Here is a 24074-nt window from a genome sequence, read left to right on the forward strand (position 1 = left end):
CAGTTCCCCTTAGAACCAGGTACGAAGGCCGATGACCAAGCGCGTGTCTTCAAAGGACTCGCCATGCTCGCGTCGCATGTCTGCGGTATTGCCAAACGCGCGCTCGTACACCACGCCGATGTAGGGAGCGAACTTTCGGGTGAACTCATAACGAAGTCGTAGCCCCGCCTCAGCGGTACTCAGACCCGAACCTATCCCGCGCAATGGATCGTTCTTGCCATAGGCGGTGACTTCCACCAGCGGCTGCAAGATCAGCCGGTTGGTTAGCAGCAATTCGTACTCGGCCTCGACATTGGCGGCAGTCTGGCCCCCTTCGCCGAGATAGGCTGTGGCGGACACTTCGAACTTCATCGGCGCCAAGCCCTGTACACCGATAGCGGCGAAGTTTTGAGATGCCCCAGGCTTGAAGTCATGACGCACACCGGCCACCACATCCCACCACGTAGAGATACTGCGGCCGTAGAGCACTTCCAGATCAGCCGACTCGGTCTGACCATCCGTGCGTTCGCCTTCACTGCGGAGCCAGACGCGATTGAGGTCCGTACCGATCCAAGCCTGGCCCTCCCAGCCCAGCCCGGTGCCCGGATCGGCATCCCAGGCTTCCAGGCGATTGAGCAGCACGTAGCTCTTGATCGAGTTGTCATGCACCGGATGCGCGTGTTCCGGCGCGATGGCCGCCTTGCGATCCGCGTCCGTCACCGCGGGTATCGGGGTGCGCGGCTGCGTTGGCGCTGCAGGCCCGTGTCCCATCTGACTGTGGTCCATGCCCTCCATTGATTGCATTCCCGCTTCTGGTGTAGCGGGCGCGGGCGAATCATGGCCCATCTGCGAATGGTCCATCCCCCGCATCGCAGGCGTGGCCGTGCCGGAGGTGTCGGCCGCCGCGGGCTGTGCCATCTGACTGTGATCCATGCCCTGCATCGACTGCGCCTGTGCTGTGGGCGCCGCAGGTGTGCTCGCGGGCGAGACGTGCCCCATTTGCGAATGGTCCATGCCCTGCATGGCAGGCTCGGCTGTTTTAGCCTGCGGCGCGGCGTGGTCCATCGCCGCATGATCGATCGTCGCTTCGCTCGTCTTGGCCGGTGTTGCAGGCTTTTGGGCTGGCGCAGGTTTTGATGTCGGCGCCTGATGTGCAGAGTGATCCTGAGTTTGGGTCTGCGCGCCCTGCTCCATCGGCATGGAGCCGTGCTGCATAGATTGGGCGCTGGCCGCATTGGCCAGGGCCAGCGAGATAGCCAGCGTCAGCGCAGTCAGGGTGGTATCGCGTCTATTGATGTTCATTCGTCGACCCTCACCGTGCGCATCATTCCGGCTTCCATGTGATAAAGCAGGTGGCAATGGAACGCCCAGCTGCCCAACGCATCGGCACGCACGCGATACGTGCGTCGGCTACCCGGCGGCATATCCACCGTGTGCTTGCGCACCATGAAGTTGCCGTTGTCGTCCTCCACGTCACTCCACATGCCGTGCAAATGGATGGGATGGGTCATCATCGTGTCGTTAACCAATACGATGCGCATACGCTCGCCGTAGTTCAGCCGCAGCGGCTCGACATCGGAGAACTTCTGACCGTTGAAGCCCCAGGAGAATTTCTCCATATGTCCGGTCAGATGCAGCTCGATCTCGCGACCGGGGTCGCGTCCGTCAGGGTCTTCAAAGGTGCTCTTGAGCATGGAATACGTCAGTACATGACGGCCGTTATCGCGCAGGCCATTACCAGGATCATCCAAGCGCGAACTCACGCTCATGGCCTGGTTGTCCAACAGGGGATTGTTGGTCTCGCTGGCAGGGTGTGATTGCATGCCCCCGTGCTGCATGCCTGCCATGGCCCCATCGCCGGCGGCGGGCATCGCATGGCCTGCATGGGCCGAGGTCGCGTTACCGCTGGCAGGTGGGGTCATGCCAGGCATGCCCATGGCCGCACCACAGCCGCCTTCCATGCCCTTGCTGCCGCCAGACATATCCATCGATCCATGATCCATGCCCATGTCTGCCATCGTCAGCAGCGGCCGGGGATCCACAGACGGAACGGGCGCGCGTAATCCTTCGCGCACGGCGAGCGTGCCGCTGACGTAGCCGGTGCGACCGGAGTCTTGGGCAAAGATGGTGAATGCGTCCTGCCCGGAGGGCTCCACGATCACATCGAAGGTTTCTGCTACCGCGATGCGGAACTCGTCGACGGAAACCGGATGGACATACAAGCCATCTGCTGCCACCACGGTCATCTTTAGCCCCGGAATACGCACATCGAAGTACGTCATGGCAGAGCCATTGATGAAACGCAGGCGCACCTTCTCGCCACTGCGGAACAAACCGGTCCAGTTGCCCAGCGAGGTCGTGCCGTTCATCAGGTAGGTGTAGGTGTTGGCGTTGACGTCGGACAGATCCGTGGGCGTCATCCGCATCACGCCCCACATCTTGCGATCTTCCAACGTGGCCGACAGGCCGTTGCGCTTCACATCGCGCGCAAAATCGCCGACCGTGCGCTTGTAGTAATTGTCATGGCCCGGCATCTTCTTCAAACGATCGAACAGGGCCGTCGGGTCCAGGTCTGTCCAATCGCTCAGCATCACGACGTAGTCGCGATCGAAGCTGAAGGGCTCCGGCTCCAATGGGTCGATGACGATCGGGCCATAGAGCCCGGCTTGTTCCTGGAACCCTGAGTGGCTGTGGTACCAGTAGGTGCCGCCCTGATGCAGGGTGAACCGGTAGTGGTAGGTCTCACCACGTCCGATACCGTCAAAGCTCAGGCCCGGCACGCCGTCCATGTTGGCCGGCAAAATGATGCCGTGCCAATGGATGGAGGTGTCCGCGCCATGGATGGAGTTAGCGGGCAATGCATTGGAGACACGCAGGTTGACGGTGGTGCCTTCCCGCCAACGCAGCAACGGCGCCGGAACGGACCCGTTGACCGTGATCGCGGTGCGGGTCTTGCCGGTGAAGTTCATCGGCGTCTCGCCAATGGTCAGGTCAAACTCGGTGCCCGATAGTACGTTGGGTTGTCCCGGGCCCTTGAGCGCCCAGCTGGCTTTGGGCCAGAAACCTAATCCTGCGACTGCGCCTCCCAAGGCCAAGCCCTGGACAAATCGCCGCCGCGAAGGCAGCAGCGGTCCACCGTGTGGACCACGAAAATCATCATGCGACATGAAAATGCTCCAAGCGTTGTGTTGCCACCGGCGGGCGGTGGTACAGAGCGGGCGGCTGGCCTAAACAGGCATGCAAGCCACACCAACGGCGCCATTGCGGCGCCTAGGGACGCTTAGCCGATCGGTGGTCGGATCAGATGAGGCAAGGCAGGTGCCGCATGCCCTAGGGGCAGCGGCATGACATCCAGGCCCAAGGCCAGTTGCACCGAAACATGCAGGCGCGCAGGAAGTGCGCTCGCGCAAGCGTGTACGCAGGCGCACCGGCACGCAGAAGACTTGCAACAGTCGGGACCGGCATGGTCGCCATGCCCAGTGCCAGCCTTTTCAATCGATGTGGCATCGGGATGATGCTCTGCACTGTGATGGGCGAAGCAGTCTTCGTCGACTTGCACCGCGGCAGCCACTTCGCTGGCCTGCTCTTCCATGACCGGGTTCATACTGACGGACGCAAACGCCGACCACGCGCCGTTAAGCACGAGCATGGCGATCAGGAACAGTCGCAGTAGAAGTGAGGAGGCTGACACGGGCGACATGGTATATCACTTTAGACAAGGCGCGTGTGTATCGGTCGTGAACAAAATCTCAAGTAAGCCTGAGATGTCGCGACTTGTCAGTCGCACTAGCCGCGGACACTGCAGCTCCCTCCAGAAGCGCCCAAAGGGCGGGTTGAGGCGAAGAGTTGCCCATAGGGCGAGCGCTTGTTCGGTTTACTTCTCGGGCGTGGCCTCGATCAGCTTCACCAACTCGCGCTTCTGCTGCTTGCTTAGCGAGCCCCAGCGCAGGAGCAACTTGGCCAGCAGATCATCGTCGGTGTAAAGGAAGGCGGCGGGGATCCCCAACGCTTGGGCCAACCGCTCAGCAATCTCCAGCATGGGCTCGTGCTTGCCACGCTCGTACTGGTTGATTCGGGGGCTGGCCACGTGAGGATCCAGACCGGCCCGGATGCCCAACTCGTTCTGCGACAAACCCGTGTGCAGGCGGGCTTGTTTGAGGCGTCGAGCGAAGGTCGGTGTTGAGTCGACGGACAAAGTCACGCGCGCACCCCATGGAGACCCCATAAGGATGGCGGATGTATCCTGCCTTGCATACTAAGATATTCTTAGCTTTGAGGCAACCGGCGACACCGGTGGCGCCGCCCCCCCCCCCCCCAGGAGCCACGCCGCTCCCTCATCCCCGGAAACCGCATGCCCGGAACCTCGTCAATGACGCCATCTGGGGTCGCCAGCATCGAGGAGTTGGGCCTTCGTGGCACCCTTTTCCTAGCCGCACTGTTAGCCGCGCAGCTACGACGCCTACCGGTGGCGCCCACACGCCGCTCCACCTTGCTGGTGCTGGACACGCTGCGAGACTTGGCCTTGATCCAAGTTCCCTGGCCAGCGGATCGATGGCAGATCCGCCCCGATGCCGAGGTCACGCCCATCGAAGATCTGCAATGGGCTTTCGCCTGGTATACCCACGAGCGCAGGCACCTGCTCCCGGTGCTGGAAGACCAACTCGGCGATATGGCACACGATGTAGACTTGGCGGACGCGAAACTGGAGCTGTGGGATGAACTTGCACTCTGGGAGACCGAGCAGTTTCTGGAGCAGCAATTGCTCAAACATCACTTCGACCCAGGCTGGGCACGTGATGTGGGGTTCGCCTTTCAATCCGGACCGCGGGGCTTGCCGATCGCGCGGTGGCGTTACTGCTGCTGGGCGGCGGTACGCCAAGGTGCCTCGGTGGCGATGCGTCTTGGCGTGCACGACAGCGCCCATGTGCGGGAAGCCATCTTTCAGGAGGTCCAGAAGCGCCTGCGCTACCTGATGACCAGCTCGCCCGAGCAAGGCATGTTCAAGCCCTATCATTTGGCACCGGAGTCCTCAGTAGCCAAACTGTTTGTAGATTGGGTCGTCCCTATGGAATGGGCGTACTGGACAGGTGAGCGCCACCCCAGCCGCTAGCAGACAAACGAGCAGCCTCGTCAGTCGGCTCCCCCATCTTGCGCATGGCCGCGCCGAGTTTTCTTCACCGCATTTTGTGCTGGCGTCAGTTGATTCAGTAGAGGCTCTAGCGCTTCAAGACGTGCATTGGCACGCAACGCATCGGCTTCAGCGCTCTCGCGGCGCTCACGCTCCCGCGCAAGGGTGTCTTGAACTTGAGCTAGCTCGTTGCGCATGGTATCCAAGGTCTTGGCGTCAGTCTTCCAGCGCTCCTGCAGTGCCAAATAGTCCGTCGCGGTCTGGCGCAACGCCACGACCTCGCTGTGTTGGCCTTCGTGGGCCTGTCGTAGCTGGGCAAGCTCACGCTCAATCCGCCCGTGGCGCTCCAGCCATTGACCATTGTCGCGGTTCAGCACCAACAGCTCCTGATTCTTCGCGCCCAAGGCTTCATTGGCCTGACGTAAGGCTACTTGCAGCTCTTGGACCTGATGCTCGTGACGGCGAAGCTCTTGCTCACGCTGCTCTTTGGTTGAAGTGCGGTAGTGCTCAAGCGCTTCCCGGGCATGGGCATGCTTGTCCTCCAGAGAACGCGTATGCGCCTCATGATCAGCCAGCCGCACCGTCATGCCAGCGATGCGCTCGTTCAACTGGGCGATTTCCGCGATCCTGTCACCTAGATTCTGTTGAAGGAGGGCGTGAGCAGCTTGCTCTTGGTGCAGGCTTGCTTCGGTGCGCTGCAGCCGACTGCTCAAGGCGGCAGCCTCCTCTTGGGCACCGGAAAGCGCCTGTTGCCGACTGTGGAGCTCAGCCTGATGGCGCTCACGCTCCTGGGTGAGGATGGCCTCTGCTTCCTCCTGGAGCCGCGAGGCCAAGCGCGCAACCAAGTCCTGCAAAGCATCACTAACGGCTACCGTCCTCGCCGGACCGCCGCCTTCCTCTCCTTCCAGTTCACGCAAGTAGCGGTGGATCGTGGTCTTGGAGCCCGTGTTGCCCAAGGCCACTCGCACCGCGTCGACTGACGGCTTCTTGCCTTGGGCCAGCAGCGCGTCGCGCGCCTTCTGGACGTCACTCTTATAGAGTCCTGCGCGCGCCATCGTGCCACCCCACTTTATTTCGTAATGTATTACATACCATGTAATTACATACTATTAAAGCAGGTAGACGACCGCTCGTCGGCGAGAATAGTTATACGGGATAATATTGAATTATCCCGCGTAAGGCGGATTCTGACCCTTCCCCGCGTCCCAAGCAGTACGAAACCGCCCAGGCCGGCGATCGCTGGGTAGTATGGCCCAGAGCGGAAAGGAGGCCAGCCAGGGTGCAGGCAGGCTCCGCCACCGAGCCCGTTGGCCATCAAAGGACTGTGCATGCCGATCGAACGTATCGTCATCGACAACTTCAAGTCGTTTCGCCATCTGGACCTGCCCCTCAATGCCCACATGAACCTGGTGGTGGGCGACAACGAGGTCGGTAAATCCACCCTGCTGGAGGCCATCCACGCGGTGGTCACCGGCCAGCTGCATGGGCGCAATCTTGCCTACGAGCTCACGCCCTACCTGTTCCACCAGCCCATGGTGCAGGAGTACTTGGGAGCGCTTGCCACGGGCACGCCGGCCTCGCCGCCACGGATCTCCATCGAAGCCTATCTGGGCGCCGACGCCGCGCTGGCGTCGTTACGCGGCACCAACAACTCCCTGCGTCTGGATACCGCCGGCATCCGGCTGCTGGTCGAGCTCAACGACGACTACCGCGAGGAGTTCAACGCCTACCTGCAGCAGCACCAGGGCGCGGTCAGCCTGCCGGTGGAGTACTACACGGTGCGCTGGTACTCCTTCGCCAACAATGGCGTCACCGCCCGTAGTATTCCGTTCGACTCGACCATCATCGACACGCACGGCATCAAGACCTTGTCCGGTGCCGATCGCTATATCGCCGGCATCATCGAGCAGGCACTGACGCCTGCGCAGCGCGTCTCGCTGTCGCTGAGCTTCCGCCGCATGCGGCAGAGCTTTTCCGAAGAAGCGGATGTGGCAGCGATCAATGCCTACTTGACCGAGCACACCGGGGACATCAGCCACAGGGCATTGACGGTAGGCGTGGACACATCGCCGCGCTCAACGTGGGAAACCAGCCTGTCACCCTACCTGGATGAGCTCCCGTTCACCCAGGTCGGCAAGGGCGAGCAAAGCGCGGTGAAGATGAAGCTGGCGATGCACGCGGCCGGCGCGGCTCACGTGCTGCTGATCGAGGAGCCGGAGAACCATCTGTCCTATTCCAGCATGACCCAGCTGATCGACAAGATTGCGGCCCTCTCCACCGCCCAGCAGGTGATCATCGCCACCCACAGCAGCTTCGTGTTGAACAAGCTGGGCGTGGACAACGTGATCCTGTTCAGCGCGCAAGGCCAGATGAAGCTGGACCAGCTGCCCAGCGATACCCACGACTATTTCATGAAGCTGCCGGGCCACGACACGCTGCGGTTGATCCTGGCCAAGCAGGCGATCCTGGTGGAAGGCCCTTCCGACGAACTGATCGTGCAGCGTGCCTACAGTGACCATCACGGCGTGGCGCCGATGGCTCACGGCGTAGACATCATTTCGGTCAAGTCGTTGGCATTCAAACGCTTCTTGCAGATTGCCGATCGACTGAGGATTCAGGCCAAAGTGATCACCGACAACGACGGTGATATCGCAGTTGTGCAAGAGCGCTATGCCGAGCACATCAACGCGATCTATTACGATTCCGACGAGAGCGCCCCTTCGCTGGAAGAGCAGCTGATCAAAGCCAACTCGCTGGCCGAACTCAATACCGTGCTGGGCAAGGCCTTTGCCGATGAGGTGGCGCTGCTCAAGTACATGAAGGGCCATAAGACCGATACGGCCTTGGCGATTTTCAATAGCCCGCACTCGATCAGGTTCCCGGACTATGTCCAGCGTGCCATCACCTAACCGGGTCCTGCTCTCGGCAGCCGGCTCGGGCAAGACCACGTTGCTGGTCCGGCAGGCCTTGGAGCGACCTGGGCGCCGCATCGCGATTGTCACCTACACGCTGGAAAACCTGGAAGAGATCCGGCGCTCGTTTGAGGCCCACGCAGGCGCGGTCCCCGCGCATGTCACCTTGCACAGCTGGTATGGCTTTCTGCTGCGCCAGTGCATTCGCCCGTACCAAGCTGCGCTTTGCCCTGAGCCTCGCATCGAGACCATCCTGTTCGTAGAAGGTGTCACCAACAACCGCGCCCCACGCACCCAGGTGGCGCGCCACTACCTGGCGGGCAACCGGATGTATTCGGACCGAGCGGCCGATTTCGCTGTGCGCTGCGATGAGCTGACCCAAGGCCAGGTCGTGGCGCGATTGGCGGCGATGTACGACGAGCTCTACATCGACGAAGTCCAGGATCTGGCCGGCTTTGATCTGGATCTGGTCGAACGGCTGTTGAAGAGTGAGATTGCCATCACGTTGGTAGGCGATACGCGCCAAGCCACGTATGCCACCAACTATGCGCAAAGGTACAGCCAATACCGTGGTCCGAATCTGGCAGCGCTGTTTCAGATTTGGGAGGCCGACGGCTTATGCCGGCTGGATCACCGCCTCACCAGTCTGCGCTGCGTCCAGGCCCTGTGCGATATGGCTGACACGCTCTATCCGCAGATGCCGCGGACCCAATCAGGCAATGGCGAGGTCACCGGACACGATGGCATCTACCTCGTCGCTCCAGGGGATGTGGCCGCGTACATGCAGGAGTTCGCCCCCACCGTGCTCCGGCATGACCGGCGGCAGGCGTGCGACGGACTGCCGGCGGTGAACTTTGGGCAGTGCAAGGGCCGCACCTACAGTCGGGTCCTCATCTTTCCGAACGGGCCGTTGACGCAGTACCTGCGCACGGCCGATGCAGCGCGTATCACCGCGCCGCCGAAATACTACGTGGCCTTCACCCGGGCGCGGCAAAGCGTGGCCTTTGTGTATGCCGGCGCGTGCGCGTTGCCGGGTCATCAGCTCTATGCGCCTGCCAGCGCAGACGCATAGAGCCAGGGGCTGCGATCACATCTTCTTTAACGGCGCCGCGGTGGGCGGCGGCGGTACCGGGCCCGGGTCGTTGAAACACAGCATGATCTGATCGATGCCGAATTGATCGGCCAGGACCTGGGCAATCACAGCATGCACCAGGTCCAGGTCGACCGAGGGCGCCGCGACCGTGATGGTGGCCGCGATCGCACGGCCATGCTCACCGGCGACCAGGCGCAGGTCGTCCACCGCTTTCACGCCCGGGTCGGTAAACATCGCCGCACGGACCTGTTCCAGGTTGAGCTCGTTCATGGGGACTCCAAAGCAGTGCTACCGGCGCGGGGAGCTCGGTCGCGATGCAGCCAACGATAGAGCACCGGCAGCACCAACAAGGTCAATGCGGTGGATGAGACGATGCCGCCGATGACGACAGTGGCCAGCGGCCGCTGCACTTCCGAGCCAGCACCGACATTCAAGGCCATGGGTAGGAAGCCCAGCGAGGCTACCAGGGCGGTCATCAACACCGGTCGCAGGCGTCCAAGGGCGCCGTCGCGCACAGCGTCGTCTAGCGGATCGCCCTGTTCGCGCAGACGGCGGATGAAGGCGATCATGACCAGCCCGTTGAGTACGGCCACGCCCGACAGCGCGATGAAGCCCACACCGGCAGAGATCGACAACGGAATCCCGCGCAGAGCCAGTGCCAGCACACCGCCGGTCAGCGCCAGCGGCACGCCACTGAACACAATGGCCGCATCCTTGGCCGAGCCGAAGGCCATGAATAGCAGAGCGAAGATCAACGCCAGTGTCACCGGAACGACCACGCCCAGGCGTTGGGTGGCCGAGATCAGCTGCTCGAAGGTGCCGCCGTAATCGATCCAGTAGCCCTCTGGAAGCGCGGCATCCTGGCCGATGCGTGTGCGCAACTCGCCGACGAACCCGCCCAGATCGCGCTCGCGCACGTTGGCGGTGATCACCACGCGGCGCTTGCCGTTCTCGCGGTTGATCTGATTGGGCCCGCGCTCTACCTGGATCTTCGCCACTTCCCGCAGCGGCACCGTGCGAGGCCCACCATTGGCGCCGGCGGCCAGACGGCTGGACTCATCGACACTGGTGCTTGCCGGCAGCGGAATGGGCAGATCTGCCAGCACAGCGGGGTCTTGGCGCTGCGCTTCGGGCAGGCGCACGACCAGGTCGAAGCGGCGGTCGCCCTCGATCAACTGGCCGGCAACACTGCCCCCAATGGCGGTGGCCACCGTTTCCTGCACATCGCCCGGGTTCAGGCCATACCGTGCCAATGCCGCCGGATCTGGCGTGATGGTCAGCAGTGGCAGGCCGGAGACCTGCTCGGCCTTGACGTCTTCGGCGCCGGGGACGCTACGCATGACCCGCTCGACCCGGCTGGCCAGGCGCGTCAACTGGTCAAGGTTGTCGCCGTAGACCTTGACCGCCACGTCCGAACGGACGCCGGAGATCAACTCGTTGGTGCGCATCTGGATGGGCTGGGTGAACTCGTAGTTGCTGCCCGGGATTTCCTTGGCCGCCGCCTCCAGCTCTTCCACCAGCTCGGCCTTGGGCTTGCGCGGGTCGGGCCACTGGTCGCGGGGCTTGAGCATCAGGAAGGTGTCGGCCATCGACGGCGGCATAGGATCGGTGGCCACCTCGGCGGTGCCGATCTTTGAGAAGATGTTGGCCACCTCCGGGAACTGGGCCAGGCGCTTCTCCAGCGTTTCCTGCATGGCCACCGACTGCTCCAAGCTGGTGCCGGGAATACGCATGGGCTGCAAGGTGATGTCGCCCTCATCCAGGCTCGGCACGAACTCCGAACCCAAGCGGGTGGCCAGCACGCCACAGCCCACCACCAGCACGGCCGCGCCGGCCAGCACCACCACGCGCCGACGCAGGGCCCAATCCAGCAGCGGCGTATAACGGGCACGCGACCAGCGCATCAGGCGGTTGTCGTGCTCAGCCACACGGCCGCGCAGGAAGCTGGCGATCGCCGCCGGCACGAAGGTCAGCGACAACACCATGGCGCCGGTCAGGGCCAGCACCACCGTGATCGCCATCGGGTGGAACATTTTTCCTTCTACCCCGGACAGCGCGAAGATCGGCAGGTAGACCGCGGCGATGATGCCCAGGCCAAACAGGCTGGGACGGATCACCTCGGCGGTGGCCGAGGCGGTCAGGTCATAGCGCTCTTCATCGTTGAGCTGGCGGCCCAGCGCGTGCTGCGCCTCGCCGAACCGGCGCAGACAGTTCTCGATGATGATCACCGCCCCGTCCACGATCAGGCCGAAGTCCAGCGCGCCCAGGCTCATCAGGTTGCCCGACACGCCGCCACGCACCATGCCGATGATGGTGAACAGCATCGCCAACGGGATCACCGCCGCGGTGATCAACGAGGCGCGCACATTGCCCAGCAGCAGGAACAGCACCACCACCACCAGCAGCGCGCCCTCGATCAGGTTCTTGGACACCGTGCCGATGGTGCGATCCACCAGCGCGGTGCGGTCATAGACGGCCTTGGCATGGACGCCGGCAGGCAGGCTGGCGTTGGCGGCATCCAGCTTGGCCGCGGCCGCCTGGGAGACTTCCCGGCTGTTGGCGCCGAACAACATGAAGGCGGTACCGACCACGACCTCGTGGCCATTCTGGGTGGCCGCGCCCGTGCGCAGCTCCTTGCCTTCGCCCACGCTAGCGACGTCGCGCACCCGAATGGGCACGCCATCGCGCCGGTCCAGCACGATGTTGCCGATTGCCTCCAGATTGGCTAGCTGGCCCGGCACGCGCACCAGGAACTGCTGTCCGTTGCGCTCGATGTAGCCGGCGCCGATGTTCTGGTTGTTGCGCATGACCGCGGCGACCACGTCGTTCAACGTGAAGCCCAGCGCCACCAACTGAGCTGGATCGGGAGTGATGTGGATCTGCCGCTCGAAGCCGCCGATGGTGTTGACCTCGGTGACGCCGGGCGTGGTGCGCAGCTGCGGCCGGATCACCCAGTCCTGCAGGGTGCGCAGGTCCGTGGCCGTGTACGGGGTGCCGTCGGGCTTGCGAGCGTTGGGCTCGGCCTCCACGGTGTACATGAAGATCTCGCCCAACCCGGTGGAGATCGGCCCCATTTCCGGGTCCAACCCTTCGGGAAGCTGGGAGGCGATCTGCTGCAGGCGCTCGGCGACCTGCTGGCGGGCAAAGTACAGGTCGGTGCCGTCCTTGAAGACGACGGTGACCTGCGAAAGCCCGTAGCGCGACAGCGAGCGGCTGTAGTCCAGCTTGGGCAGACCGGCCATGGCCGTTTCGATGGCAAAGGTGACCCGTTGTTCGGCCTCCAGCGGCGAGTAACCCGGGGCCTGGGTGTTGATCTGGACCTGGACGTTGGTGATGTCGGGTGTGGCGTCAATGGAAAGGTGACGGTAGCTCCACACGCCCAGCGCAACCAGCGCAGCGGTGAGCACTAGCGTCAGCCAGCGATGGCGGATGGACAGCCCAATGAGGCGTTCGAGCATGGCGGGCCTCATTCTTCTTCCACGGTGGACTTTTCGATGTCGGCCTTGATCAGGAAGCTTTGGGCCACCACCACCTGTTCACCGGCCTTGAGGCCTTCCAGCACTTCGGCGCGTTCGGCGTCGCGGCGCCCCAGCTTCACCGGCCGGGTGTGGTAGGTTTCGCCCTGCTGCACGTAGACCACGTCCTGGTCTTCTGCGGTCTGCAGCGCCGTGATCGGCACCACCAACGCTGCCGATTGGCGATCCACGGTGACCCGCGCCTTGACCGCCGACCCCGGCCGCCACAGGCCATCGGTGTTGGCCACCGTGCCGCGCGCAATGGTGCTTTGGCTGGCGGTGGCGGTGCCGGGCAGGACGCGCTCCAAGGTGGTCTGTGCGGTGACGCCATCGCTCAAGCGGGTAACCGTCACCGGCACGCCAGCACCGATGTGCTGGGCGTCGGCGCCGAAGATGTGCAGGTCCACCCACAGCGTGGACAGGTCGGCGACCTCAAACAGCGGCGCGCCCTCAGCGGCGGCCATGCCTACGGCGGCCGTGCGCGCCATGACCACGCCACTGATCGGCGCGGTGACGGTATAGGTGGTCAGGCTCAGGTTGCTCTCTACCGTGGCCAGTGCCTGGCCGGCCCGTACCTGATCACCCACGCCCGCACGCACGGAGCGGACCGGTCCGGGGAAGCGTGCCGTGACCTGCGCGATGCGACCGTCAATCGGGGTCAACAGCCCTTGCACCTCATGCTCGTCAGCAATCTCACCGGGGCCTGCCGGTGCGACCTGGATACCCGCTGCCTGCGCAGCTTTGGCGGCAATCTTGGTTTCCAGCGGCGCTTCCTCGTGCTCGCCGTGCTCTTCGCCCTCAGCGGCGGCGCCGCCTTCGGACGCTTCGTTGGGGGCCGACGCGTTGCAGGCGGCCAGCATCATCAGGGCCATGCCCAGTGCGGTCCAGGAAAAGCGATTCATGGGGTCTCTCCGGTGGAAGCAGCCGCCGGCGGCGCGACAAGCGCCTGGCCGGTCAGGCGTTGAATTTCGATCAGGGCGCGCTGCGCATCGAGCGCCACGTCCAGCTGCTGCTGGGCCATGGCCGTGCGTTCGGACTGCAGCTGTGCCCATTCCAGGTAGCTGATCGCGCCGGCGCGATAGGCGCGCTCGGCGGCCTGCTCAGCCCGGGCCAACTTCGGCAGCACCTCGCCTTGCAGCCGTGCCACCTCGGCCTGCGCCACGGTGTAGCGACCATGGGCTTCGACCAGCGTGGAATACAGCGACAGGCCCTTGGCCTCGCGCTCGATCGTCAGAACCTCCAGCTCGGCTTCGCCGGCGCGGATCTCCGGCTGCGCGCGGCTGCGGCTGCCCAGTGGCATGGACAGGCTGGCCACCAGCGCGGTGTCGTCAGTCTCCTGCAGGCGGCGCACGCCCAGCTGCCACGACAAGTCCGGCGAGGCCGCCGAACGCGCCAGCTGCAGTCGTGCCTGCGCGATCCGGCGGGCATCGGCAAACTGCGCCAACTCGGGAGTGCGCTCCAATTCCTCGGCCAGCGACTGCATGGACGCGATCGCCGGCAGGGTCATGGGATCCGCCGCGGCCACCTCGAAGCTCGGAGCACGTTCGCCCCAGAGGGCAGCAAGGTGCTGCCGGGCGGCAATGCGCTGCTGCTCGGCCCGATCACGGGTCAATTCTGCTCTCGCCAGTGCTGCTTGTGCGGTGAGCATCACCGATTCGGGAGACGCGCCAGCCTGCAGGCGCTGCCGGGCAGCGGCGACGGTCCGCTGGCGCTGGCCGACATCCATGTTCGCCAGGCTGCGTTGCCGGTCGGCACCGACAACGGCCAAATAGCGCTGCGCCGTCTCGGCGAGCAGGTCCAGCCGCCCGGTCTCGCGCTGCACGGCCAGTGCATCAATCCGGCTTTGGGCCAAGGTGCGGCGGGCGTCGAGCTTGCCGCCGCGCTCCAGGACCGAGCTCAGGCTCAAGGTCAACTCCGCGCTGTCCAGGCCACGGGCCGCGCCCGTGCCCAGCGCATTTTCAACCTCCGCCCCCAACGTCCACGGTGGCCGCTGCACGGCCTGGTCGCGCTCGGCAGCGAGCACCGTGGCTCGCGCATCGACCAGGCGCAGCTCGGGGTGGGTTTGGGCCACGCGTGCAAACGCGTCGTCCAAGGTCATCAGCTCTTCTGCTGTCGCCGGCGTTGCCGCCGCGCTCAACAGTAGCCACGCGGCCAGGGCCGCCAATCGCACATGCATGAAGTACTCCAGAATTTTCGATAGCCAACAGGGATCCGGCGCACGCCGGCGCGCATCACCCTGCGATCGGCGGCCGGAACGGCGCGAGCAGGTGCTCATGCCGATATCTGTCCGCATGGGCTGTCGCCGACGGCCAATGCCGGCCGATATGAGCAATGGCCAACACTATTTCTGGAGCCGGCGCGGCCTGGCTACAGCACAGCACCAGCTGCTGTAGCCGGTGCAGCGCGGCGTCTACGCCACGCTCGGAAGCTGGTGATGCCACTGCCGGGTCATGGTCGGCCGCGGCCAGATGGGTTTGAGCATGGAGCTCGCCAACCACTGCCAGCACCGGCTGCGTCACAAGGCCCACGGCCAAGTGCGCCAGCAGCAGCCAGCGCAGGCCACAGCTCAGCCGGCCAAGCGCTGTCATGCAGGCGTTTTGCGCGCGTCGGCACGCGCCCGGCGAGCATCACCCAAGATCTCGAAAGCCTCCTTGATCACATACAGGCCGATCAGGGCGCCGATCACGAAATCCGGGTAGGGGCTGGCCAGCCACCACACCAACAGGCCGGCCAGAATCACCCCAACGTTGGCCACCACATCGGCGCGGGTAAACAGCCAGGTCGCTCGCAGATGCACTTCGCCAGACTTCAAGGGGGCGAGCATACGGAGCACCTTCAGGTTCACGGCCAGCGAGACCAGAGCGGTACCGATCATCCAACCGCTGACCGGCTCGGCGCCGTACATCACCCGGCGGCCGACTTCGACCAGCACGCCTACGCCCAGCACCAGCAGCACGCTGCCACTGACCCACGCGGCGTTGGCCTTGAAGCGCGCCGTGCGCCCGATAGCGACCAGGCCAATGGCATAGGCGGTGGCGTCAGACAGCATGTCCAGCGCGTCAGCCAGCAGCCCGGTGGAATGGGCAATCCAGCCGGCAATGCCGCCGATCACGGCCATCGCTGCATTCAGGACCAAGGCGATCCAGAGGATGCGTCGCTCCTCCTTGTTCTTGGCTTCGTGGTGGCACCCGCAATCACTCATGTCTTGGTCCTCTGCTATGTTGTTTCATTGCTTGTTTGCGCCTGGCTGTCTACGCACACCGGAACGGGCATTGGCGAGGAACCCCACGATGGCGGCGGTGCCTACCAATACCTGCGCCAGCAGCGACTGCCAGGTGGGATACAGGCCGATCCACTCGATGCGCGGCAACGCGAGCGGTGTTTGAGAGATCCAGCCCGCTTCCTGCAACGCGGCCACGCCTTTACCGATCAGGATGACCGCCATCACCGCGATGAGAATCGAGCTGATCGAAAAGAACCGGCCAATCGGCAGCCGCCTGCTCATGCGCAGCATCCAGTACGCCACCGCAGCCAACACCGCGATTCCCGCCACCAGGCCTGCGAGGATGGCGGTGGACGCCTGATCGCTCCACATCGCGATGTAGAACAAGATCGTCTCAAACACCTCGCGGTACACCGCGACAAAGGCCAGCATGAACAGGAAAACAGCCGAGCGCCGTGTCAGCGCAGTCGTCAGCTTGGCGTGCAGGTACTCCTGCCACCGCCCTGCAAGGCTCTTTTGGTGCATCCAGATGCCTACGCTGAGCAGGACAGCGGCAGCGAACAAGGCCGAGACGCCCTCAGTGACTTCCCGGTTCGCACCGCTGATATCAACAAAGTAAGTGGCCACTGCCCAGGTAGCTGCGCCTGCCAACAACGCGCAGATCCAACCCGCATGCACATACGGCAACACATCAGACCGCTCGGCTTTACGCAAGAACGCCACGATACCAATCACGATCAGCAGCGCTTCCAGTCCTTCGCGTACCAAGATGGTAAAGCTGCCTAGAAACGCGGTGCTGGCGCCTATTCGGGTGTCCTGCAGCGCCACGTCCGCGCGATCAAACAGCTGGGCAATTTGCGCTGCCTGCCCGGCAACGTCAGCCGCGGGCGCATGCTGATCCAGCTGCGCGCGGTAGCCTGCCATGGCCGTCTCGATCTCTCGCAGCAATGACGGATTGCGCGTGGCCAGCGTGGGTTCAAGCGGCTCTACACCATCCAGATAGGACGAGAGCGCAAGCTTTTTGGCTTGAGCCAGGTCCTCATCAGCGTAAGCGCGCTGGCTGGCGGCCAGTCGCTGCCGCGCCACCGCAAAGCGATCGGCTCCTGGTACCGCTTCGTTTACTGCCTGTGGCTGCGAACGCAGGTAGGCGATGATCGCGTTTGCCTGATCGGCGGGCATCGTGGTGGCAAGATCGGCCTCTCGCGTGCGTGTCAGCGCTTCGAGCGAGGGAATGTGCGTATGGGCCTCGGCACTGGTGCGCCATAACGCCTCACCTTGAGCCTTGGCTTGCGAGGAGTACCCCAAGCTGCCCACATAGAATGCCAACGCCCAGCGATCACTTTCTGACAGCCCAGAGAAGCTGACCATGCCGGTACCCGGCACACCCTGGGAAATGACCTCGTACAACGACAGCGGCGTTCGCTGCGCGGCGCGAGTGGCATCGGTGAACGCGATCGGCGGCGGACTTAACGCTTGCGCGGCGGGGCCATCACCGTGACCTGTGGGGCCGTGACAGGCCGCGCACTGCTGGCTGTAGATGGACGCGGCCTGGGAGGTCTTCGGCGCGCTCGCCGGAACAGCGCCGATCGGGTAGCGGGCCAACAGCGTCGTGCCGAGCCCGCGCGCCAACGTTGCCACTTGCGCCGGGTCGGCCTTCTCTGCCACCGCCTGGACCAGGCGGTCGGCCTGGGCCGTCAGCTCCTGCTGGTTCTGGCCACCGGGCAATGCTGCCAGCTGACTGCGCACGGCGCCGGCAAACTCGCTCATTTCGGCGTATTCGTTGGGGGCAATTACGCGACCGGCCTGGACCGCGCCGGGGTAGTCGACCGCGATGTAATCGAGCATCTGCCAGGTTTGGCGCAGGTCTGCTGCGGCAGGCTCCGCCTGAGCAGAAGCGGGCAGAACCCAGCCGATCAGCAAGGCAATCAGGCAGTAGCGAATCAAGGCGATGGGCAGTGGCATGGTCGTCACATGCAGCGCCGCGGCCGGAGTGGCGGCGGATACGGGTTCAGCGTAAAGTCCGTAGCTACTACGGAGTCAAGCGTACTACGAATGAAAATCAGTGAGGCTGCCGACGCCAGCGGATGCCACTTGGAGACGATTCGCTATTACGAGCGGATCGGGTTGCTGCCGCGCCCGGGGCGCACGGGCAACGGCTACCGGGTCTATGGCCCGGCCGACATCGAGCGGCTGCGCTTCATTGCGCGTGGCCGGGACCTGGGCTTCAGCCTGGAGGAGGTCCGCAGCCTGCTGCAGCTGGCCGGCGATGAGGAGCTTTCGTGCGGGGACGTGGACCGGTTGGCCCGCAGCCATCTGGCCGACGTGCGCGCCCGCATGGCCGACCTGCAGCGCATGGCCAGCGAGCTGGAACGGGTGATTGCCAGTTGCCATGGCGGGCAGCGGGCGGAATGCACCATCCTGTCGACGCTGCGCCAGACGACCTCGGTGGAGGCCACGCGCCAGTGACCGAACTGGACCGCTACCGCGATGCGGCCACGCGCCAGAACACGGTGCGCAGCTATGCGTCGGCGCTGCGGCACTTCGAGGTTGAATGGCAAGGCCACCTCCCAGCGACACCTGACAGCGTGGCCCGGTACCTGGCCGCTTATGCGCAGACCTTGGCGACCAGCACCCTCCGCCAACGTCTGGCGGCCATCGCCTCTTGGCACCGCGACCACGGCTTTGTCGACCCGACCCGATCGCCGCTGGTGCGCAAGGTGCTCAAAGGCATCCAGACCCTGCACCCGGGCCAGGTCAAGCAAGCCGCGCCGCTCCAGATTCGGCGGCTGGTCGAGCTCGATGACTGGCTGGCCGCGGCGATCGCTGCGGCACATGCCCGGGGCGATGGGCCGGCGGCGCTGCGCCATCAACGAGACCGAGCGCTGGTGCTGCTCGGGTTCTGGCGGGGATTCCGTGGCGATGAACTGCTGCGTCTGGACGTGGCCCATCTCACGCTGGTGCCGGGACAGGGGATGACCTGCTTCTTGCCACGCAGCAAGGGTGATCGCCAGGCAGCCGGCGTCACCTACAAGGTGCCGGCGCTGTCGCGGTTATGTCCGGTGGAGGCGACCCAGGCGTGGCTGCAGGCGGCCGACCTGCAAGAAGGGCCGGTGTTTCGGGCAGTCAACCAATGGGGCCAGGTGAGCGCCGAAGGCCTGCATCCCAACAGCTTGGTGCGCCTGCTGCGCGAGTTGCTGACCAGTGCCGGCTTTGCCGATGCGGGGCTCCACAGCAGCCATTCGTTGCGCCGCGGCTTTGCCAGCTGGGCCAACGACCAAGGCTGGGACATGAAGGCCTTGATGGAGTACGTGGGCTGGCGCGATGTGCAGTCGGCCATGCGTTACCTGGACGGGCGTGACCCGTTTGCCCGGGACCGCATTGAAGCAAGCCTGCCCAGTCCAACCGTGCCGGTACCGGCGATGGCACTGCCGGCGCCGGAGGGCAAATCGGCCCTGCAGCTGCGCCTGCGCATGGTGCTGACCCCGTTTGCCCGCACGGGCCGCGGCGCGGCCAAGGCCCGAGGCCGAATTGAAGAGATCTGCTTCGCCCCGTTCCAGGCTGTGCGCCTGAACACCGCCAGCAGCGAGTACCAGTTGACTGCTCCCACCGATCCCGAAAGGGATCTGGATGAAATCCTGGCCACGTTGCTCGATGACATGCACCGCATGGCCGATACGCACCAGTGCTTCCTGGAAGCGTCGCTCAGTACAGACGACGGCCGGCACTGGGACTGACCCCCCTCACACCCTCCGGATCCAATGGCTACCCTTCACGAGACCGCCTACCCGCGACTGAAGCCTGATCCCACCGCCAAGGAACTGGAGGAGATCTATACCCCGACCGCCGCTGAGATTGCATTCGCCAAGCAGCTGACCACCCAGCCGGGTCCGCAGCTGGCGGTACTGATTCATCTCAAGCTCTTCCAACGCTTGGGCTACTTCACGCTGTTGGCCGACGTACCCGAGCGGATCCGGAAGCACATCGCCAAGGCCGCCCGACTCGGGCGCGTATTGGACACCGACCAGCTCGAACGCTACGACGCTTCCGGCAGCCAGCGCCGGCATATGCCGCAGCTTCGGCAATTCATCGGGGTACGTCCCCTGGATAAATCGGGCTTGGCTTGGCTGGACACAGTGGCCACCGGAGCAGCCCAGACCAAGCACACCATCCCGGACATCGTGAACGTCCTGCTCGAAGAGCTGGTGCACCATCGCTACGAACTGCCCGGTTTCCGCACTCTGGAGCTGGCCGCCATCGGCGCCCGTGAGCGGGTCAATCTGGGCTACTACCGCAGCATCAGCCACGCGCTGACGCCTGCCACGCGCACGCTCATCGACGAACTGCTGCGCGCACCGGAAGGGTCCAGGTTCACCGGCTGGCAATCACTCAAGCGCGAGCCCGGCCGGCCCACCAACAAGGAAGTTCGGTTCTACCTGCAGCACATCCGCATGCTGCAGCAGTTGGCCGACCAGCTGCCTCCCATCGATGTGCCGGTGCCCAAGCTCAAGCAGTTCCGTGCAATGGCTCGGGCCTATGACGCCAGCGAGCTGGCCGAACTGGCTCCGGACAAGCGCTATGCGCTGGCCACCATCTTCATTCGCGCCCAGCATGCCAAGACACTGGATGATGCAGCCGAGTTGTTCATCAAGCAGGTGCGCGGGCTGGAGAACACGGCCCAGCAGAAATTGCTGGCCTACCAGCTCGAACATGCCAAACGGGCCGACTTCCTCATCGGCCAGCTCAAGGAAATCCTGCAGGCCTATCAGCTAGACGGCAGCGATAGTCAGCGCGTGGATGCCATCGACAACAGCCTGGAAGCGGAAGTGTCGACCTTGCTGGCCGAATGCGAAGAACATATGGCCTACGCCGGGAAGAACTACCTGCCTTTCATGCTGCAGCCCTATGGCGCGGTCAGGCCGCTGCTGTTCAATGGGCTGGAGCTGATGAAACTTCGGGCGACCAGCCACGACGCCGGCATGGAGCCGCTGATCGCAGCGGTGCTCTCGCTGCGCAACCAGCGCCGTGAGCTGATCGAGGTCGCCTCCCTCGGTTTGGACCCGGAAAAGGACTTTGACTGGATGTCCAAGCTCTGGTGTCAGCACGTGTTCGGCAAGCGGGCCAGTGCAGCCGGCGCCGGCTGGATGCACCGTAAGTACTTCGAGCTGGCCGTGCTGGTGCAGGTCAAGGACGAACTGAAGTCCGGAGATCTCTTCATTCCCAGCAGCGAACGGTTTGATGACTACCGTGAGCAGCTGGTCGATGAAGCCACCTTGGCCCAGGAACTGGAAGCCTACGGCCAGGTGTCAGGCCTGCCCACCGACGCCGAGTCTTTCGTGGCGGGATTACGTGCACAACTGACCTCCCTGGCCGATGAGGTCGACGCGCGTTTCCCGGAGAACGTACATGCGGACATCCTGGATGGGCGCCTGGTGCTGCGGAAGGGGCAACGCGCCGAAGTCTCCAGCGCGATTACCACGGTGGATCGCCTCATCGCCGAACGGCTTCCAGAATCCAGCATCGTCGATGTCCTGATCGATGCCAGCCAATGGCTGGATCTGCACCGTTTCTTCCGCCCGATCGCCGGCACCGAGAGCCAGGTCGAAGATCTGCCCCGACGTGTGATCACCACGCTATTCTGCTATGGCTGCAACCTGGGGCCGACGCAGACGGCGCGGTCGATCAAGGGCTTCAGCCGGCGCCAAGTCGCTTGGCTCAACCTGAAATACGTGACCGAGGATGTGCTTGAGAAGGCCATCGTGGAGGTCATCAATACCTACAACAAATTCGACCTGCCTGGCTATTGGGGCAGCGGCAAGAGCGCATCAGCTGATGGCACGAAGTGGAGCGTCTACGAGGACAACCTGCTGTCGGAGTATCACATCCGCTACGGCGGCTACGGTGGCATCGGCTACTACCACGTGTCCGACAAATACGTAGCGCTGTTCAGCCACTTCATTCCCTGTGGCGTGCACGAGGGCATCTACATCCTCGACGGTCTGTTGGCCAACACTTCCGACATCCAGCCTGAGATCGTCCATGGCGACACGCAGGCCCAAAGCTATCCGGTCTTCGGCCTGGCCCACATGCTGGGCATCCAGCTGATGCCCCGGATCCGGAACATCAAGGACCTGACATTCTTTCGGCCCGAACCGGGTAGGGCTTATAAGAACATCCAGGCACTGTTCGGGGACAGCATCGACTGGCAACTGATCGCCACCCATCTCCACGACATGCTGCGGGTGGTGATCTCAATCCGATTGGGCAAGATCACCGCGTCCTCGATCCTGCGCCGGCTGGGCACCTACAGCCGGAAGAACAAGCTGTACTTCGCCTTCCGGGAACTTGGCAAGGCCGTTCGAACGCTGTTCTTGCTGCGCTACATTGATGACAATGAGATCCGCAAAACGATCCATGCTGCCACCAACAAGAGCGAGGAATACAACGGCTTCGTGAAATGGGTGTTCTTTGGCAGCCAGGGGATCATTGCTGAGAACGTCCAACACGAGCAGCGCAAGATCATCAAGTACAGCCAGCTGGTGGCCAACATGATCATCCTCCACAACGTGGAAGGCATGAGCCGGACCTTGGCCGAGATGAGGAAGGAGGGGATTGAACTGACGCCCGAGATCCTGGCCGGCCTGTCGCCTTATCGGACCAGCCACATCAATCGCTTCGGCGACTACCACCTGGATCTTGAAAGGGAAGTGGCGCCGCTGAGCTACACAGCCAAGGTGCTTGAACAGACCCCATAGATGGGGAGAACCTGATCGAGAGACGAGCAATCAACTTTGAAATTCAGTCGCTTAGGCAGCTTTTGGCCCTGTACGTAATGATTCCCTGCCGACCCTCATCTGCTTTGTGGGATCACCCTCTTTCCAGAACGCATCGGCGATCGGGCGCCGTTGGTCTTGGTCCATGCCGGCGATCAACACCGGGTCGATCATGTCGAATTCCTGCAGCAACGGCTCCTGCTCGATCTTGACCTGCCTTCGCTTGGCGTAAGGCTCGGCGGTGTCCAGCGCCCTGATAAAGGGCGAGGCAAGAATCCTGGGGGGCTGAGCTGGCAACCGAGCCGATAGCGCCTCTGCCTGCTTGCGCCCCGCTTCTGTTAGTGGAATCAAGGCATGGGGCATGGTGATGCCACCCGCATTGGAGACACTTTCTCCGTGGCGTACCAGATAGATGGAGCGATGCATCAAATTCGCAGCCCTGCCATTGTTAGTCCGCCTCCAGCACCTGCGGCACGTAGATGCGGCGCAACGGCAGCAGGCCCTTGTGGCGTGAATCGAACTGCTCGTAGTGGGCGAAGATCAGGTCCACCAGTTCATCTCCGTCGATGAGGCGCAGGTTGCCCTTGCCCTGTTCGAAATTGCGGCAGGACGGGCTGTAGCTGCCCAGGGTCACGAACAGCCCGTATTCGCCGTGGGACAGCTTGCCGTACAGCGCCGACACGTCCTTGTCGGTCACGGTGTTGGGGCTGCTCTTGACCTGCACCTTGATGATGGGCGGCTCGATGCCCAGGTGGTCCTTGTGGGCGATCACGTCCACGCTGGGCTCGTTCACACGGGTCTTGCGCGCGTGGTAGCCCATGCACTGCAGCAGGTGCACCACGAAATCCTCCAGCGGCAGGCCCTTCAATTCCTGCGCCAGGCGCTTGAGCACGAAGTCGCGGGTGGTGTCTTCCATGTCATCGGTGACCAGGCTCACCGAATGGTCCTGGTCCACCGGCAACGGAGGTGCGGACTTGCCGCCCACCGCCGCGCGGAATTCGTCGGGATAGCTCTTGACCTGGAACAGGCTGAGCGCCGAGCCGATTTCGTACAGCGCGCCCTGGGTGAACTGCAGGCGCGGCACGTGGCTCAGCCATTGCACGCTGCGGCGGTGCGGGTACCCGTGGGTGGCATCGGCCACATGCTGGTACGGGCCAGTGACGCGGCCAATGTGTACCTGCTTGTCCTGCTTGGAGGGGTACACCACCAGGTCACCGGCCTTCATCTCGTGCAGGAACCGGTAGGGAATGCCGGACACCGTGGCAATGCCGCCCTTCTTCGCATCCGGGTAGGCCTGCACATAGCACTGCCGGAAGGCGTCGCGGTCGGCTGCCAGTACGGACAGGTCGCCCATGGCGTCCCAGCCGATGGCAATGCAGCCTTGCTTCAGGAACAAGGCATCGGCATCGCCGGTGCGGCCTGCGTGGATGCCCCACACCACTTCATTCATAGGA

Annotated in this window: 20 protein-coding genes; 6 read left to right on the forward strand and 14 right to left on the reverse strand. The window is 63.7% G+C overall.

The annotated features are described in order from the left end of the window. Positions 1–9: 9 nt before the first annotated feature. The 4 genes from AC5P7F_RS18550 to AC5P7F_RS18565 all read right to left on the reverse strand — a co-directional run bounded on the left by AC5P7F_RS18550 (position 10) and on the right by AC5P7F_RS18565 (position 4204). Positions 10–1281 carry a copper resistance protein B gene (locus AC5P7F_RS18550; protein WP_049395168.1) on the reverse strand — a complete coding sequence of 424 codons (1272 nt, stop codon included), beginning with the start codon at positions 1279–1281 and terminating at the stop codon, positions 10–12. Next, entirely contained in the window at positions 1278–3146 is a 1869-nt protein-coding gene (locus tag AC5P7F_RS18555; protein ID WP_046935492.1) for a copper resistance system multicopper oxidase, read from the reverse strand. Before AC5P7F_RS18555 ends, AC5P7F_RS18550 begins: the two co-directional genes overlap by 4 nt. Before the next feature lie 113 nt (positions 3147–3259). Further along, a complete protein-coding gene (gene copL / locus AC5P7F_RS18560; RefSeq protein WP_012480218.1) occupies positions 3260–3679 on the reverse strand; it encodes a transcriptional regulator CopL in 420 nt (139 codons plus the stop codon). Between the two features lie 174 nt (positions 3680–3853). Next, the gene (locus AC5P7F_RS18565; RefSeq protein WP_049395170.1) at positions 3854–4204 is read right to left on the reverse strand and encodes a helix-turn-helix domain-containing protein; all 351 of its coding nucleotides are present in this window, start codon (positions 4202–4204) and stop codon (positions 3854–3856) included. A 126-nt stretch (positions 4205–4330) separates the two neighbouring features. Between AC5P7F_RS18565 and AC5P7F_RS18570 the strand changes: the two genes are divergently transcribed. After that, positions 4331–5089: a hypothetical protein gene (locus AC5P7F_RS18570; protein ID WP_229302576.1), complete on the forward strand. Its 759-nt coding sequence runs from the start codon at positions 4331–4333 to the stop codon at positions 5087–5089. Positions 5090–5109: 20 nt separating this feature from the next. Here AC5P7F_RS18570 and AC5P7F_RS18575 read toward each other — a convergent pair whose 3' ends face one another. Beyond that, a complete protein-coding gene (locus AC5P7F_RS18575) occupies positions 5110–6162 on the reverse strand; it encodes a DNA-binding protein (protein WP_032961134.1) in 1053 nt (350 codons plus the stop codon). 273 nt (positions 6163–6435) lie between these two features. Here AC5P7F_RS18575 and AC5P7F_RS18580 point away from each other — a divergent pair, with 273 nt between their 5' ends. Next, positions 6436–8016: an ATP-dependent nuclease gene (locus AC5P7F_RS18580; protein WP_495205422.1), complete on the forward strand. Its 1581-nt coding sequence runs from the start codon at positions 6436–6438 to the stop codon at positions 8014–8016. After that, a complete protein-coding gene (locus AC5P7F_RS18585) occupies positions 7994–9091 on the forward strand; it encodes a UvrD-helicase domain-containing protein (protein ID WP_012480224.1) in 1098 nt (365 codons plus the stop codon). Before AC5P7F_RS18580 ends, AC5P7F_RS18585 begins: the two co-directional genes overlap by 23 nt. A 15-nt stretch (positions 9092–9106) precedes the next feature. Here the strand turns inward: AC5P7F_RS18585 and AC5P7F_RS18590 are convergent, their stop codons facing one another. Genes AC5P7F_RS18590 through AC5P7F_RS18620 form a run of 7 tightly spaced genes read right to left on the reverse strand, consistent with a single transcriptional unit; the run spans position 9107 to position 17812 of the window. Then, the gene (locus AC5P7F_RS18590) at positions 9107–9382 is read right to left on the reverse strand and encodes a hypothetical protein (RefSeq protein WP_019184735.1); all 276 of its coding nucleotides are present in this window, start codon (positions 9380–9382) and stop codon (positions 9107–9109) included. Then, entirely contained in the window at positions 9379–12570 is a 3192-nt protein-coding gene (locus AC5P7F_RS18595) for an efflux RND transporter permease subunit (RefSeq protein ID WP_021201905.1), read from the reverse strand. Before AC5P7F_RS18595 ends, AC5P7F_RS18590 begins: the two co-directional genes overlap by 4 nt. Positions 12571–12578: 8 nt before the next feature. Continuing rightward, the gene (locus AC5P7F_RS18600) at positions 12579–13529 is read right to left on the reverse strand and encodes an efflux RND transporter periplasmic adaptor subunit (protein WP_021201906.1); all 951 of its coding nucleotides are present in this window, start codon (positions 13527–13529) and stop codon (positions 12579–12581) included. Next, complete coding sequence (locus AC5P7F_RS18605; RefSeq protein ID WP_012480227.1) at positions 13526–14803, reverse strand: TolC family protein; 1278 nt, start codon at positions 14801–14803, stop codon at positions 13526–13528. The genes AC5P7F_RS18600 and AC5P7F_RS18605 overlap by 4 nt, the downstream gene beginning before the upstream one ends. A gap of 55 nt (positions 14804–14858) precedes the next feature. Continuing rightward, entirely contained in the window at positions 14859–15215 is a 357-nt protein-coding gene (locus AC5P7F_RS18610; protein ID WP_012480228.1) for a hypothetical protein, read from the reverse strand. Then, positions 15212–15829, reverse strand: a complete 618-nt coding sequence (locus tag AC5P7F_RS18615) for a cation efflux transmembrane domain-containing protein (RefSeq protein WP_005413376.1) — start codon at positions 15827–15829, stop codon at positions 15212–15214. The genes AC5P7F_RS18610 and AC5P7F_RS18615 overlap by 4 nt, the downstream gene beginning before the upstream one ends. A 24-nt stretch (positions 15830–15853) precedes the next feature. Beyond that, positions 15854–17812, reverse strand: a complete 1959-nt coding sequence (locus AC5P7F_RS18620) for an FTR1 family protein (protein WP_021201907.1) — start codon at positions 17810–17812, stop codon at positions 15854–15856. 90 nt (positions 17813–17902) lie between these two features. Between AC5P7F_RS18620 and AC5P7F_RS18625 the strand changes: the two genes are divergently transcribed. Genes AC5P7F_RS18625 through AC5P7F_RS18635 form a run of 3 tightly spaced genes read left to right on the forward strand, consistent with a single transcriptional unit; the run spans position 17903 to position 22602 of the window. Beyond that, entirely contained in the window at positions 17903–18316 is a 414-nt protein-coding gene (locus AC5P7F_RS18625; protein WP_012480230.1) for a MerR family transcriptional regulator, read from the forward strand. After that, on the forward strand, positions 18313–19584 hold the full coding sequence (locus tag AC5P7F_RS18630; protein WP_481462376.1) for a site-specific integrase: 1272 nt from the start codon (positions 18313–18315) through the stop codon (positions 19582–19584). The genes AC5P7F_RS18625 and AC5P7F_RS18630 overlap by 4 nt, the downstream gene beginning before the upstream one ends. A gap of 24 nt (positions 19585–19608) precedes the next feature. Next, positions 19609–22602 carry a Tn3 family transposase gene (locus AC5P7F_RS18635; RefSeq protein WP_005413372.1) on the forward strand — a complete coding sequence of 998 codons (2994 nt, stop codon included), beginning with the start codon at positions 19609–19611 and terminating at the stop codon, positions 22600–22602. 51 nt (positions 22603–22653) lie between these two features. Here AC5P7F_RS18635 and AC5P7F_RS18640 read toward each other — a convergent pair whose 3' ends face one another. Together AC5P7F_RS18640 and AC5P7F_RS18645 are read right to left on the reverse strand one after the other, a co-directional pair. Beyond that, the gene (locus tag AC5P7F_RS18640; RefSeq protein WP_481462377.1) at positions 22654–23046 is read right to left on the reverse strand and encodes a histidine phosphatase family protein; all 393 of its coding nucleotides are present in this window, start codon (positions 23044–23046) and stop codon (positions 22654–22656) included. A gap of 22 nt (positions 23047–23068) precedes the next feature. Further along, positions 23069–24070 (reverse strand): restriction endonuclease, encoded by a 1002-nt coding sequence (locus AC5P7F_RS18645; protein ID WP_197589658.1) that lies wholly within the window; start codon positions 24068–24070, stop codon positions 23069–23071. Positions 24071–24074 lie beyond the last annotated feature (4 nt).

This window comes from Stenotrophomonas sp. YJH_SMC_105-26, assembly GCF_059368915.1.

Bases quoted from the DNA above. Each gene is read 5' to 3' on its own strand.
- AC5P7F_RS18550 (WP_049395168.1), bottom strand. From the start codon at position 1,281: ATGAACATCAATAGACGCGATACCACCCTGACTGCGCTGACGCTGGCT.
- AC5P7F_RS18555 (WP_046935492.1), bottom strand. From the start codon at position 3,146: ATGTCGCATGATGATTTTCGTGGTCCACACGGTGGACCGCTGCTGCCT.
- copL (WP_012480218.1), bottom strand. From the start codon at position 3,679: ATGTCGCCCGTGTCAGCCTCCTCACTTCTACTGCGACTGTTCCTGATC.
- AC5P7F_RS18565 (WP_049395170.1), bottom strand. From the start codon at position 4,204: ATGGGGTCTCCATGGGGTGCGCGCGTGACTTTGTCCGTCGACTCAACA.
- AC5P7F_RS18570 (WP_229302576.1), top strand. From the start codon at position 4,331: ATGCCCGGAACCTCGTCAATGACGCCATCTGGGGTCGCCAGCATCGAG.
- AC5P7F_RS18575 (WP_032961134.1), bottom strand. From the start codon at position 6,162: ATGGCGCGCGCAGGACTCTATAAGAGTGACGTCCAGAAGGCGCGCGAC.
- AC5P7F_RS18580 (WP_495205422.1), top strand. From the start codon at position 6,436: ATGCCGATCGAACGTATCGTCATCGACAACTTCAAGTCGTTTCGCCAT.
- AC5P7F_RS18585 (WP_012480224.1), top strand. From the start codon at position 7,994: ATGTCCAGCGTGCCATCACCTAACCGGGTCCTGCTCTCGGCAGCCGGC.
- AC5P7F_RS18590 (WP_019184735.1), bottom strand. From the start codon at position 9,382: ATGAACGAGCTCAACCTGGAACAGGTCCGTGCGGCGATGTTTACCGAC.
- AC5P7F_RS18595 (WP_021201905.1), bottom strand. From the start codon at position 12,570: ATGCTCGAACGCCTCATTGGGCTGTCCATCCGCCATCGCTGGCTGACG.
- AC5P7F_RS18600 (WP_021201906.1), bottom strand. From the start codon at position 13,529: ATGAATCGCTTTTCCTGGACCGCACTGGGCATGGCCCTGATGATGCTG.
- AC5P7F_RS18605 (WP_012480227.1), bottom strand. From the start codon at position 14,803: ATGCATGTGCGATTGGCGGCCCTGGCCGCGTGGCTACTGTTGAGCGCG.
- AC5P7F_RS18610 (WP_012480228.1), bottom strand. From the start codon at position 15,215: ATGACAGCGCTTGGCCGGCTGAGCTGTGGCCTGCGCTGGCTGCTGCTG.
- AC5P7F_RS18615 (WP_005413376.1), bottom strand. From the start codon at position 15,829: ATGAGTGATTGCGGGTGCCACCACGAAGCCAAGAACAAGGAGGAGCGA.
- AC5P7F_RS18620 (WP_021201907.1), bottom strand. From the start codon at position 17,812: ATGCCACTGCCCATCGCCTTGATTCGCTACTGCCTGATTGCCTTGCTG.
- AC5P7F_RS18625 (WP_012480230.1), top strand. From the start codon at position 17,903: ATGAAAATCAGTGAGGCTGCCGACGCCAGCGGATGCCACTTGGAGACG.
- AC5P7F_RS18635 (WP_005413372.1), top strand. From the start codon at position 19,609: ATGGCTACCCTTCACGAGACCGCCTACCCGCGACTGAAGCCTGATCCC.
- AC5P7F_RS18640 (WP_481462377.1), bottom strand. From the start codon at position 23,046: ATGCATCGCTCCATCTATCTGGTACGCCACGGAGAAAGTGTCTCCAAT.
- AC5P7F_RS18645 (WP_197589658.1), bottom strand. From the start codon at position 24,070: ATGAATGAAGTGGTGTGGGGCATCCACGCAGGCCGCACCGGCGATGCC.